This window comes from Paraphotobacterium marinum (assembly GCF_002216855.1).
GTDB classification, from domain to species: domain Bacteria; phylum Pseudomonadota; class Gammaproteobacteria; order Enterobacterales; family Vibrionaceae; genus Paraphotobacterium; species Paraphotobacterium marinum.
This window is the reverse complement of the sequence record NZ_CP022355.1, coordinates 493,239-506,015: the sequence shown is the minus strand read 5'-3', so window position 1 is coordinate 506,015 and position 12,777 is coordinate 493,239. Positions and strand designations below refer to the sequence as shown.

Genomic DNA, 12,777 nt, shown 5'->3' with positions numbered 1-12,777 from the left:
GATCTTTGTATTGAAAGAGGTTATTAATGTCTTCAAAGTATGATTTTAGTATTATAGGAGCAGGCTCCTTCGGAACCTCTTTCGCAATTTCTTTGTCCCGTCAAGGGAAAAGAGTTCTTTTGTTTGGAAGAAGTAAAGAGGGTATTGATAGTTTATCTTTAGACAGAGAAAATAAAAAATACTTACCAAATATAAGTTTTCCAAGTAGCTTGGATTTAACATCTGATCTGAAATACGCTATCTCATGTTCTTATACTCTTTTAATTTTTGTGCCAACTCTTTCTTTTCGAACGGTTCTTAATGATATAAAACCTTTTTTATCTGAGAAACATAAAATTTGTTGGGCTACTAAAGGTTTGGATCCTGTTACGGGAAATCTTTTAAAAGATACTGCAGAAGAAATTTTAGGATCAAACATACCTTTGGCCTTTTTATCTGGACCAAACTTTGCAAGAGAAATAGCTGAAGGACTCCCAACCGTATCGACAGTTGTATCAGATAATGAAGATTTTTTACATGATTTACAAACCAAAATAAACTGTAGTCAATCCTTACGAGTCTATACAAACAATGATTTTACAGGCGTACAGCTTGGTAGTGTTGTCAAAAATGTTATAGCCATTGCTGCAGGAATATCCGATGGTATGGGTTTTGGAGCTAATGCACGTGTAGCCTTAATTACTAGAGGCTTAGCGGAAATGGTAAGGTTAGCTGAAAAATTAGGAGCACATGAAAAAACTATTTATGGGATGTCTGGTTTGGGTGATTTAGTGCTTACATGTACTGATAACAAATCAAGAAATAGACGATTTGGGTTGTACATTGGGCAAGGTCAATCTTTAGATGATGCGAAAAAAAATACAGGAAAAGTAGTTGAAGGATTTGTAAATGCTAAGCAATTAAGGAATTTAGCAAAAAAAGTTAATGTTGAAATGCCAATTGTAGAACAGGTGTATAACATTTTATATAATAAACAAAATGTTAAAGAAGCCATCGAAATATTAATGAGTCGTTCTTTAAAAAGCGAAAATCTATAAATTGGAATTCTGATATGTTAAAAGCATCAAATTTAATTTGGGAAAAAATTAGACAAGAATCTTTTTTAATTAAAGATAAAGAGCCTTTGCTTGCCGACCTTTATTCTTCATTTATTCTTGAACATAAAACTTTTTCTAGATGTTTATCATTCATATTATCAAAGAAAATTGAATCGAGCTTTTTATCACAAAAAGATTTGAACCTTTTATTTAAAAATGCTTATCAGAAAGAACCTAAACTGGTAGATGATGCATTAAGAGACTTGGATGCAGTTATTAATAGAGACCCTGCGATTAAAGAGTATGTCAATGTGCTTTTACATTTAAAAGGTTATCATGCTTTACAAGCTTACAGGTTAACCCATTGGCTTTGGAAATCTGGAAGGACTTCAATAGCTCTTTTAATTCAAAATATCATTTCTGTTCAATTACAGGTTGACATTCACCCTGCTGCTAAAATTGGTTCTGGAGTTATGTTTGATCATGCTACGGGAATAGTGATAGGCGAAACATCGATAGTTTCCGATAATGTTTCTATTTTGCAAAATGTTACACTGGGTGGAACGGGAAAAGAGTCTGGAGATAGACACCCTAAGATTGGTGAAGGTGTTATGATTGGAGCAGGGTCTAAGGTTTTAGGAAATATTTCTATTGGAAAAGGCGCTAAAATTGCTGCTGGTTCAGTTGTTTTGGAAAATGTTCCTGGTCAGACTACGGTGGCTGGAGTCCCTGCCAAAAAAATTGGAAGACCGTCAGTACAAATGCCTGCTCAAGAGATGGATCAGTTTATTAAAAATAAAAGTTAATTATAAGTAGGTTGTAAATATTAATGTTTAAAATTGCACTTTATGAACCACAGATCGCACCTAATACTGGCAATATTATTAGACTGGCTGCTAACCTAGGTAGTGAATTAAATTTAATTGGGAAACTGGGTTTTTCTTTGCAAGAAAAGCAATTGAGACGAGCAGGTCTCGATTATCATGACCTAACAAATGTAAAGCACTTCTCAGATATTTCTTCTTTTTTAAGAGAAAATGTTAACCAACGAATATTTGCCTGTACTACAAAAGGAAGCAAAAATTATTCTTTTGTAGATTATAAGTCAGGTGATGTTTTTTTATTTGGCTCTGAAACTTCGGGGTTACCCGACAATGTGAGAGAAGGGAAATATATTTCAGAAAAAATTAAAATACCAATGAAAGAAAATAATAGGAGCTTGAATTTATCAAACTCTGTTGCTGTAATTCTTTATGAGGCATGGCGTCAAAATAATTTTAATTGATTCAATTTATGTAATATTGTAAATAGGCAAAGATAAAATAATTGATAAACCGCCTTTATGATTAATGAAAGTTTTGAGCCTGCCTTTGTGTGACAAAATTGCTTCGTGTGTAATAGCCAAACCCAGACCTGTACCTCCTGAATCTCTATCTCTTGATGTTGACACTCTATAAAATGGTTTGATTATTTCATCTAACTGAGCCTCAGGTACACCAGGGCCATCATCAGAAATTATTATATCAATGAAGTCTCTTTTTTAAGAAATAAAATATTTATATTTTTATTGGCATACTTGATTGCATTTCTTATAACATTTTCTAATGCACTCTGAATGAGAGGAATGTTGACTTTCAATAAAACTTTAGGCATTTGATTAAAGGTAAGTAGCTTATTCATATTTTTAGATTCATATTTTGCGTCATTTAAAATATCGCCATATAGCTCAAATAAATCTACAACACCTTTATTTTGGTGACTCTCCAGTTTAAGCTTTGATAAATGGAGCAGATCATTTATCATATTTTCTAACCTTTCGGATTCAACTTCAATTCTTTGTAATTCACTACTATTTCCTGTTTTTCGTTTAGCCAAGGCATTTGCCATTTTTAAGCGAGTCAGAGGGCTTCTAAGTTCGTGAGATATGTCAGATAATAGCCTTTGATTGGAAGAAATCATTTGATTAATGGAATGCACCATTTGGTTAAATGTTATACCTGTTTTTACAAATTCTTTAGGTCCTAATTCCAAGTTTGGATCTTCTTTAAACTCTCCTTTTAATACCGTTTCAGCAGCTCTCTGGAGTTTTCTAGCTGGTTTTGTTATAAGCCATGAAAACCATAATAGCATTGGTGTACTCACTAACATTGTAATAAATAGAATTTGAAAGGGAGTAGATATTATTTTGTAGTAAAGAGGAGATCTAGGCTCTAGTTTTTTGGTTATATATAAATTGTATCTCGAATTGGGTATTGTAAAAGGCCCCATAACCAAATTTTGATGATATTGTCTTTTTTGTGGGTTATTTGGATCTATGGCTAAAGATGAGAAAATTCCTATTCTTAAATTATTTTTATTTATAAGTATACGTCCAGTTTTTTGGTTTACTAAAAGAAATTCCTAATTTCTTTAACAAGATTATTTTTAATTAAAAACTCTTTTCTAAGTTGTCTTAATAAATCTGTATTTGTTTCATCAATATTTGGAGGTAAATGTTTCTCTTTAAAATAAAATTTGGAAAGATTTTTAGCGATTGTATTACCAAACTCTACTTCTTTTTGAGATAAAGGCTTTAAAACATCTCTTGAAGTTGAGATGTATTTTTGTGGCAAAAGAATTATTATAAAAACGATTACAAAGATCGTTAACCAAAAAATGGCAAAAATCCTTCCATATAAATAATTAACTGGTACGTATTTAAAAATATTATTCAACAAAAATGTAACCTTTTCCTCTTAAAGTTTTGAATCTTGGCATACCATTGTCGCGTGTTGGTAATTTTTTTCGAAGATTTGAAATATGCATATCTAAAGAACGATCGTATTGAGAAAGAGGTTTTCCCAAAACAGATTCACTTAACTCATTTTTTGAAATGATTTTCCCAATATTTTTTGAAAAGTATGTTAATAAAATAAACTCTGTACCAGTTAGAGGTATTTCCTCATCTTGACAAATAACTTCCTGTGTTGTTTGGCAAATTTCTATATCTTGAGCCTTAATAACTTTTGATTCGTTATTTACTATGCCTTTCAAATCTGATTTATCAAATCTTCTTAATATGGCTTTTATTCTAGCTAAAAGCTCTCTTTCACTAAAAGGTTTTGCTAAATAATCATCGGCCCCCATTTCTAAACCCATAACTTTATCAATTTCATCCCCTTTAGCTGTCAGCATAAGTATAGGTGTGATTACATTTAATTTGTCTCTAAATCTTTTAAGTGTATCAAAACCATTTAAAATAGGCATCATGACGTCAAGTAAAATTAAATCAATATCTTCTGTATATTTTTTTAAGCCTTCTTCGCCATTTGAAGCGATAGAGGTATCATAGTTTTCTAGCTCTAGTAATTCCTTTAATAAGCTAGTTAACTCCTGATCGTCATCAATAATGAGTATTTTTTTCATAATAAAGTAATATATTAGATTATTAAGCATTATAGATTATCCCACAATCATTATAAATAATAAAATAAAAATAATTATTATTTATATTTATTTTAATATTACTCTCTTCATTTCTAACTAGTTGATTTTTATAGAATTTTTTCAATTAAATCTTTTTTTTATAACTTTTTTTATATATAATCATTGAAACTTTAAAAAAATGAGAAATTCTTTATGACTGTCAAAAACAAAAAAGAGTATTCTAAGCTAGTTTTGATTTCATCATCATTAACAATGATAGTTGCTATAATACTTACGTTGGTTAAATTAATGACATGGTTTTATACCGATTCATTGAGTATGCTTGCATCTCTTGTTGATTCAATACTAGATATTGGGATAGCATTATTAAATATTTTAATTTTAAAATTTTCTTTATCACCCCCTGATAAGGAACATCCTTATGGACATGGTAAAGCGGAGTCACTTGCGTCACTTTCACAGGCCATGTTTATTGCTGGATCAGCTTTATTTTTAATTCTAAGTGGAGTTAATCGTTTTTTTTCTAACTCAGTGTCTGTAGATAATTTTGATTATGGTATTTGGGTAAGTGCTTTTACTATAGTTATTATTTTATTTTTAGTTTCCTTTCAAAAATGGGTTATAAATAAGACACAAAGTGAGGCAATATCTGCTGACTCACTTCATTACAAAGCTGATTTAATCTTAAATATTGGAGTCATTTGTGCGATGTTTTTAAGCATGAAAGGATATGTAAAAGCAGATGCAATTTTTGGTTTTTTTATAGGCTGTCATATATTGTGGAGTGCAATTACTATGGCCAAACAAGCTATGCAAACTTTAATTGACCAAAGCTTACCCAAAGATGAGTTGGACGAAATTAATGAGATTATAATTAATAAAAAAGAAGTATTAAATTACCATCATTTAAAAACGAGGAAAGCCGGTTCAGTCAGATTTATTCAGTTTCATATAGATTTAAACGAAAATATGAGTTTTAATGATGCACATAGAATTGCTGATGAATTAGAGCAGGATATCATAAATAAATTTCCAGAATCAGACGTAATTATTCATAAAGATCCAATAAAAAATTGTAATTTTCAATATGCTTAGTAAAATTTTTATTGTAAAATAATTTAAGTTAAAAATGTAATTGGATTATTATTCATGTTAAAAAAATTGGAGTATTAACCAGTGGAGGTGACGCTCCTGGAATGAATGCAGCAATTCGAAGTGTTGTTCGTACAGCGTTGTCATATGGTATAGAAGTTTTTGGGATTACTGACGGTTACAGAGGATTATATAATGATCTAATAAAGCCTTTATATAGAGATTCTGTTTCTGATATTATTAATCGTGGTGGCACTGTTCTTGGTTCTGCAAGATTTCCAGAGTTTCAAGATATTGAAGTAAGAAAAAAGCGATTAAAAACCTTGAAAAGCATGGCATAGAAGCCTTAGTTGTTATAGGCGGCGATGGCTCCTATATGGGTGCGAAAAAAATAACTGAAATGGGATACCCTTGTATTGGTGTTCCAGGAACTATAGACAATGATGTTGCTGGAACTGACTATACAATAGGTTTTTTTACAGCGTTAAATACTGTAATTGATGCCATTGATAGAATTAGGGATACATCTAGTTCGCATCATAGAATATCAATTGTAGAGGTCATGGGTAGACACTGCGGAGACCTAACTTTAATGGCTGCTATAGCTGGTGGTTGTGAATATATTATTACACCTGAAAAGAAGTTAGATAGAGAAAACTTAATAAATGATATTAAGGCAGGTCTCAAAAAAGGAAAAAGACATGCAATTATTGCTTTAACAGAGCTAATAACTGACGCAAACGAATTAGCTAAATATATTGAACAAGAAACTGGACGAGAAACTCGAGCAACAATTTTAGGACATATTCAACGAGGAGGTGCTCCTACAGCATTTGATAGAGTACTTGCATCTAGAATGGGTTCTTATGCCGTTGACTTACTTGTTGAAGGTGAAGGTGGTAAGTGTGTGGGAATTGTGAAAGAATCCTTGGTTAATCATGATATTATTGATGCTATAGAGCACATGAAAAGGCCAGTTAAAGAAGATTTATATGCATTAGCTAAAAAATTATTTTAATCATAAAATGTGTAGCCACTTTAACTTATTGATTACTAGTGGATATTTGTCTATAAAACTTAAAAAAGATCTAAGAAATAGGTCTTTTTTTATTCAAATATAATACTTAAATCTAGTGATTGTTCTACTGTTAATCCAAGCTATTAAGCAAGAGTGGGCGCAGTGTGGATAGAAACAGAGGCATTGAAACAAAATTAAAATATAACTAGCAAATGTGCGATATAAACTAAACTAATAACCCTTAAAACCACCTTAATTTAATGATAAAAATAAAGCTTTAAAACTATTGCTAAGTGCATGTATCAACTATTATGTTAACATATACACCATTTAATCTATGCTGAGTGACTTACTATACTAATAGATTACATATTAGAGTGTACATAGATGTTAAATAGAAAAATGAGATTGGAAAATTTATATTTTTGAGGCTAGTAATATTGGATTTTCAGTGTCTAAATAATTCATTTCAAAATTTGTAGCAGTCATAGTATTAATTTTACCGATAAAAAAACCTCCCAAACGAGGGCTTAAAAAAATTAATTTAAATAAACAAGGAAAAATGAAAAAAGTTCTAGCACTTATATGGAGTGTGGTTTTTACTTAATGTTCATTTTTATAAATATCGTGAATTGTCATAGACACTTTTTAAAAAAAATGATTTATGAGATAAATTAAATTTACTTTTATATGTTTATTTTGTATGTATATAAAAAAGTGAATTAAGTAAGTCTATGTAAGATAAACTTAATTCACTAACTTTTTAACTTTTATATATTTTTAACTAGAAAGAGTACTAATAAAGTGGCTTTATTCTTTACGATTTAACTATGCCAGCAAAAGACTCAGCTTTTAAAGAAGCCCCTCCAACTAGAGCACCATTAATATCGTTCATTTTAAAAAATTCTTCTGCATTTTCTGGTTTAACTGAACCACCATATTGTATAATTACGTTTTCTGCAACCTCTTTAGAATATGAGGCTAGGTGATTTCTAATAGCATTATGAATTTCTTGTGCTTGGTTTGCGGTAGCAGCTTTTCCTGTACCTATCGCCCATATCGGTTCATATGCAATCACAGCTTTTTGCATTGAATTAATACCATTTAAATTGATTACAGCGTCTAACTGTTTTGCAAGAATACTAAGTGTTTCGCCATTTTCATTTTGTTCTTCTGACTCACCAATACATAATACTGGTGTCAAACCTATTTCTTGTAAGGCCTTAAATTTTTGAGCAATCAACTCATTAGATTCAGAGTGATATTCTCGTCTTTCTGAGTGTCCAATAATGACAAGTTGTACATTTAATTCTTTTAGCATTTTTGGAGAAATATCACCAGTGTAGGCTCCTTGGTTATGAGTATCTGCATTTTGTGCACCCAGTTTAATATTACTTTTCAACTCACTCAAAATCTGAGAAGCATAATCTAAATACATTACAGGAAATGCTACTGAAACTTCACATTTATCATACCCCTGAATAATTAGATTTAAGTCATTCAGAAAAGTATGAATTTCATTTTTATTTCCATTTAATTTCCAGTTACCCATAACTAAATTTTTTTGCATTATTCGTTTCTCCCAATATGTTAAATTAAATTACCAATAATGTTCCATGGTAATGTGTCCAGGTTTTCTTCTTAAGTTTTTTCTAAGTCCTTTTTTTTCTAATAAAGCTTTGGCATCTCTAACAAGTTCAGGATTACCACAAAGCATTACTTGAGAGTTTTCTGGCGAAATAATAGTATTCGCATAACTCTCCAAACCACCATTTTCAAGAGCAGTAGTAACTCTTCCTCTTAATCCGATAGGGTAATCTTCTCTAGATACGAAGGGTATATATTTAAAGGCATGTGGCTTTTTGTTCTGTATAGCCATAAAATCTTTTTGATAAGATAAATCTTCACCATATCGAACAGAGTGAATTATAAAGATATTTTCATATTTATGCCAGACTTCTTGACTATCGTCATTTAATATAGATAAATATGGTCCAATTGCAGTTCCTGAAGCAATCATCCATAGATCTTTCGACTTTGGAACTTCATTTATCGTAAAAAAACCATTCGAATGTTGAGTAATCATGATTTTGTCATTTTTTTGTAATTTCTCTAATTGAGGGGATAATAAACCATCATTAACAGTCGTAATATAAATTTCTAAAGTTGAGCTTTGAGGTTTATTAACAAAGGAATAAGCTCTTTGAATAATATTATCATCAATTTTCAAGCCCAACTTTGTATACTGGCCAGCTATAAATTTATCAATGTTAGCTTTAATCTTTAAAGAAAAAAGGTTGTGTGTCCATTTATAATTTTCAACAACAGTTGCCTCAATCCAGTTTGACATATTTATACTCCTATAAAATTTTTAACTTAATTCATATTGTGAGGTAATTCGGTGTATAGATTTTGTCTCTCCTATGATTAATAAAGTATCAACCTTTACTATGTTCTCTTCGACTGATACACCGTCAAGAATATCACCTTTAGTAATTCCTGTAACTGCGCATAAAACAGATGAACTAGTAACCAGATCTGAAAGCAGCAGTTTAGATTCAGTCTTTAAGTTTAATTCTTTACATCTTTTAATCTCTTCTAAACTGATTTTATCATTTTCTAAGTTAGCTCCCTTTACTTTATTACGTGGTATTAGTTTTGCCTGCATGTTACCACCTAAAGAGTGAACCGCTGCTGCTGAAATAACACCTTCAGGAGCACCTCCAATACCGTACATAATATCTCCAGGCATATTCTGCATACAAATTTGAATAGACGCAATAACATCACCATCTGGAATTAAAAAGACTTTAGCTCCCAAATTTCTAATTTTTTGAATAACGTGATGATGTCTTGGTTTATCGAGAATAGTTATGACCATATCTTCAATTTTTTTGTGAAGAACACTTGATACTTTTTTGATATTCTCCTCAATAGGTAAATTAATATCTATATGATCTTTTGCAAGCGAGTTTACAACTAATTTTTCCATGTACATGTCAGGAGCTTTTAATAGAGAGTCTTTTTTTCCTGCAGCAAGAACACAAACAGCATTACTTTGTCCTAAAGCAGTCATTCTAGTCCCTTCAATCGGATCAACTGCTATATCTATTTCTGGACCTCCTTTCCCAACTTTTTCACCAATATATAGCATTGGGGCATTATCAATTTCTCCCTCACCGATAACTATTTCGCCATTAATATTGCTATTATTTAACACCCTTCTCATTTCTTGAACAGCAGCATCATCTGCTTTATTTTTATCTCCGTTACCAATCCATGGAAGTGTGGCAATGGCAGCTTTTTCTGTTACATGGGTAAATATCATCGCTTGGTCAAAGTTCATTGTTACCTCTTTAAAGATTTTTTTAAATTTATTTTAACACAAAAAAGTGATAAATATCTAAGAATACAAATTTAATGAATGATGTTTAAAAATTATTTCATATTCTAATAAATAAGTGTTATAAAGTATTTAAAATATTTGATAGGAACTATTATGCTCAAAATTTTAGATGAATTAGAAAACAAAATTAAAAATGCAGTTGATACAATTTCTCTTTTAAATATGGAAATTGAAGATTTGAAACAAGATAATAAAAAGTTACAACAACAATGTGCTGATAAAGCGAAACAATTAGAAGAAGAAAATAATAAGTTGAGAAAAGAGCAGAGCGACTGGCAAGAGAAACTAAAAGTTCTCTTGAATAAGTTCGAAGAAGTAGATTAATTAATTTTTACTCAAGATCTAATGCTTCAGGAGAAAGAATTATTCCAGTATTATCGGCATATAAATAATCCTCAGGTAGAAAAGTGACTCCACCAAAATTTACAGGCACATCAATTTCACCAGTGCCTTGATTATCTGCAAGAACTGGTATTGAAGTTAACGCTTGGATTCCGATATTTAAGTGTTGAATTTCATCAACATTTCTAACGCAGCCATAAACTACAATTCCTTCCCATTGATTATCGGATGCTAATTCGACTAGATCAATATCAAGAATAGCTTTTCTTAGTGAACCACCTGCATCAATTAAAAGCACACGGCCACTTCCATCTTCATTTAAGACGTTATAGAGTACCTGATTATCTTCGAAACACTTAACAGTAGTTATAATACCAGCGAATGAGTCTCTTCCGCCGTAACTATTAAAAATAGGCTCAACTACATCGACCTGATCCAAATAAATATCACATATTTCAGAAGTATTATATTCCATAATTAAATAAATAAAAATAAACTATAAAATTTAGTATATACATAATATTATTCATTGCAATAACTAAATTAGCCCAATAAGTTTTGGTTGGGCTATAAAAAGTTAAAGAATAAAACGACTTAGATCTTCATCAGCAACTAAATCATTCAGTTGTGCTTCTACAAATTTCTCATCTATTTGAATAGATTCTCCAGACTTTTCAGTTGCATTATAGGATAATTCATCAAGAACTCTTTCCATAACTGTATGTAGTCTTCTTGCTCCAATATTTTCTGTTTTTTCATTTACTTGCCAAGCTGATTCAGCTAATTTCTGAATACCGTCTTCTGTAAAGTTAATTTCAAGATTCTCAGTTTTCATCAACGCCTTTGCCTGAGCTGTTAATGATGCTTTCGGCTCTGTTAGTATTCTTTTAAAGTCATTACTTGAAAGAGCTTCAAGCTCAACCCTTATTGGTAACCTTCCTTGAAGCTCAGGGATTAAATCAGACGGTTTTGCTACTTGGAATGCTCCAGAGGCAATGAATAAAATATGATCTGTTTTAACCATACCGTGTTTAGTGGATACAGTACTTCCTTCAACTAAAGGCAACAAGTCTCTTTGTACTCCTTCTCTGGAAACATCGGGTCCGGAGGAATCTCCTCTTTTACAAATTTTATCTATTTCATCAATAAATACTATTCCATTGTTTTCAACTGACTGAATGGCAGACTCTTTGAGTTCTTCTTGATTGATTAATTTGGCAGCTTCTTCTTCAGTTTTTAGTTTTAATGCATCTTTTATTTTTAATTTCTTTTTTTTGGAAGTATTACCAGCTAAATTTTGAAACATACCTTGAAGTTGGTTTGTCATCTCTTCCATACCTGGAGGTGACATAATTTCAACACCCATTTGAGGCGCAGCAATATCGATTTCGATCTCTTTATCATCAAGCTGACCTTCACGAAGTTTTTTTCTAAAAACTTGTCTTGCTTTTGAACTATCATCTGAACTTTCTTTCTTGGACCAGTCATCCTTTGCTGGTGGGATAAGGGCATCAAGTATTTTCTCTTCTGCGATATCTTCCGCACGATGCCTAACTTTTTTAGTTGCTTCTTGATGAGTGATTTTTACTGATACATCAGTAAGATCTCTGATAATAGTTTCAACCTCTTTACCTACATAACCGACTTCAGTAAATTTTGTAGCCTCAACTTTTATGAATGGTGCATTTGCTAATTTAGCTAATCTGCGAGCTATTTCTGTTTTTCCTACACCAGTAGGCCCTATCATTAAAATATTTTTAGGGGTAACTTCTTGTCTTAAATCTTCATTTAGCTGCATCCTTCTCCATCTATTACGTAAGGCTATTGCCACGGCTCTTTTTGCTTTATCTTGTCCAATAATGTGGCGATTTAATTCGTGAACAATCTCTCTTGGAGTCATTTCAGACATAATTACTCCTTATTAATAATTAATTTCTTCAACAGTATGAAACTGGTTGGTAAAAACACAAATATCACCAGCTATTTTTAATGATTTTTTTGCAATTTCACTTGCACCTAATTCAGTATTTTCAAGGAGAGCTGTTGCTGCAGATTGTGCATAATTTCCTCCGGATCCAATAGCTATTAAATCATTTTCTGGTTGTAAAACATCCCCATTCCCAGTAATAATTAAAGAACATTCTTCATCTGCTACTGCCAAGAGAGCCTCTAGCCTTCTTAGCATTCGATCTGTTCTCCAATCTTTAGCTAATTCGACAGCTGATTTTAGAAGATGACCTTGATGCATCTCCAATTTACGTTCAAATCGCTCAAATAAAGTAAAGGCATCTGCTGTACCACCGGCAAAACCAGCAATAACTTTGTTGTTGTATAATCTTCGTACTTTTTTAGCATTTCCTTTCATTACTGTGTTGCCAAGAGAAACTTGTCCATCACCTGCTATTACGACTTGATTATTTCGTCGAACTGATACAATTGTTGTCATTGATTACTCC

Annotated in this window: 15 protein-coding genes and 1 pseudogene; 6 read left to right on the top strand and 10 right to left on the bottom strand. The window is 31.4% G+C overall.

From position 1 onward, the window contains the following. Positions 1–26: 26 nt before the first annotated feature. From gpsA to CF386_RS02775, 3 genes are read left to right on the top strand one after another with little or no spacing between them, the layout of a single operon-like run. A complete protein-coding gene (gpsA, locus tag CF386_RS02785; protein WP_089072957.1) occupies positions 27–1,037 on the top strand; it encodes an NAD(P)H-dependent glycerol-3-phosphate dehydrogenase in 1,011 nt (336 codons plus the stop codon). Between the two features lie 14 nt (positions 1,038–1,051). After that, a complete protein-coding gene (cysE, locus tag CF386_RS02780) occupies positions 1,052–1,843 on the top strand; it encodes a serine O-acetyltransferase (protein WP_089072956.1) in 792 nt (263 codons plus the stop codon). A 23-nt stretch (positions 1,844–1,866) separates the two neighbouring features. Next, positions 1,867–2,322: a tRNA (cytidine(34)-2'-O)-methyltransferase gene (locus CF386_RS02775; protein WP_089072955.1), complete on the top strand. Its 456-nt coding sequence runs from the start codon at positions 1,867–1,869 to the stop codon at positions 2,320–2,322. 6 nt (positions 2,323–2,328) lie between these two features. Here CF386_RS02775 and CF386_RS13595 read toward each other — a convergent pair whose 3' ends face one another. From CF386_RS13595 to CF386_RS02755, 4 genes are all read right to left on the bottom strand, one after another. After that, positions 2,329–2,505, bottom strand: a complete 177-nt coding sequence (locus tag CF386_RS13595; RefSeq protein WP_404824953.1) for an ATP-binding protein — start codon at positions 2,503–2,505, stop codon at positions 2,329–2,331. A 50-nt stretch (positions 2,506–2,555) separates the two neighbouring features. Next, the gene (locus tag CF386_RS02765) at positions 2,556–3,167 is read right to left on the bottom strand and encodes a histidine kinase dimerization/phospho-acceptor domain-containing protein (protein ID WP_158522282.1); all 612 of its coding nucleotides are present in this window, start codon (positions 3,165–3,167) and stop codon (positions 2,556–2,558) included. A gap of 257 nt (positions 3,168–3,424) precedes the next feature. Then, a complete protein-coding gene (locus tag CF386_RS02760) occupies positions 3,425–3,754 on the bottom strand; it encodes a hypothetical protein (protein WP_089072952.1) in 330 nt (109 codons plus the stop codon). Next, the gene (locus tag CF386_RS02755; protein WP_089073748.1) at positions 3,744–4,442 is read right to left on the bottom strand and encodes a response regulator; all 699 of its coding nucleotides are present in this window, start codon (positions 4,440–4,442) and stop codon (positions 3,744–3,746) included. Before CF386_RS02755 ends, CF386_RS02760 begins: the two co-directional genes overlap by 11 nt. A 213-nt stretch (positions 4,443–4,655) precedes the next feature. On the opposite strand from CF386_RS02755, the gene CF386_RS02750 reads away from it, so the two are divergent. Both CF386_RS02750 and pfkA read left to right on the top strand, forming a co-directional pair. Then, positions 4,656–5,558: a cation diffusion facilitator family transporter gene (locus CF386_RS02750; protein WP_089072951.1), complete on the top strand. Its 903-nt coding sequence runs from the start codon at positions 4,656–4,658 to the stop codon at positions 5,556–5,558. Between the two features lie 101 nt (positions 5,559–5,659). Further along, positions 5,660–6,573, top strand: a pseudogene (pfkA, locus tag CF386_RS02745) (6-phosphofructokinase). A gap of 817 nt (positions 6,574–7,390) precedes the next feature. Here pfkA and tpiA read toward each other — a convergent pair. The 3 genes from tpiA to glpX are packed head-to-tail and all read right to left on the bottom strand — an operon-like array spanning position 7,391 to position 9,919. Next, positions 7,391–8,143 carry a triose-phosphate isomerase gene (gene tpiA / locus CF386_RS02740; protein WP_089072950.1) on the bottom strand — a complete coding sequence of 251 codons (753 nt, stop codon included), beginning with the start codon at positions 8,141–8,143 and terminating at the stop codon, positions 7,391–7,393. Positions 8,144–8,173: 30 nt separating this feature from the next. Further along, a complete protein-coding gene (locus CF386_RS02735) occupies positions 8,174–8,923 on the bottom strand; it encodes a ferredoxin--NADP reductase (protein ID WP_089072949.1) in 750 nt (249 codons plus the stop codon). Between the two features lie 21 nt (positions 8,924–8,944). Beyond that, a complete protein-coding gene (gene glpX, locus CF386_RS02730) occupies positions 8,945–9,919 on the bottom strand; it encodes a class II fructose-bisphosphatase (protein ID WP_089072948.1) in 975 nt (324 codons plus the stop codon). A gap of 153 nt (positions 9,920–10,072) precedes the next feature. On the opposite strand from glpX, the gene zapB reads away from it, so the two are divergent. Further along, positions 10,073–10,303 (top strand): cell division protein ZapB, encoded by a 231-nt coding sequence (zapB, locus tag CF386_RS02725; RefSeq protein WP_089072947.1) that lies wholly within the window; start codon positions 10,073–10,075, stop codon positions 10,301–10,303. A 7-nt stretch (positions 10,304–10,310) separates the two neighbouring features. Here the strand turns inward: zapB and rraA are convergent, their stop codons facing one another. The 3 genes from rraA to hslV all read right to left on the bottom strand — a co-directional run bounded on the left by rraA (position 10,311) and on the right by hslV (position 12,767). After that, complete coding sequence (rraA, locus tag CF386_RS02720; protein WP_089072946.1) at positions 10,311–10,796, bottom strand: ribonuclease E activity regulator RraA; 486 nt, start codon at positions 10,794–10,796, stop codon at positions 10,311–10,313. Positions 10,797–10,898: 102 nt separating this feature from the next. Continuing rightward, positions 10,899–12,230: an HslU--HslV peptidase ATPase subunit gene (hslU, locus tag CF386_RS02715; RefSeq protein WP_089072945.1), complete on the bottom strand. Its 1,332-nt coding sequence runs from the start codon at positions 12,228–12,230 to the stop codon at positions 10,899–10,901. Positions 12,231–12,242: 12 nt separating this feature from the next. Continuing rightward, positions 12,243–12,767, bottom strand: coding sequence for an ATP-dependent protease subunit HslV (hslV, locus tag CF386_RS02710; protein ID WP_089072944.1), 525 nt, complete (start codon positions 12,765–12,767; stop codon positions 12,243–12,245). Positions 12,768–12,777: the final 10 nt, after the last annotated feature.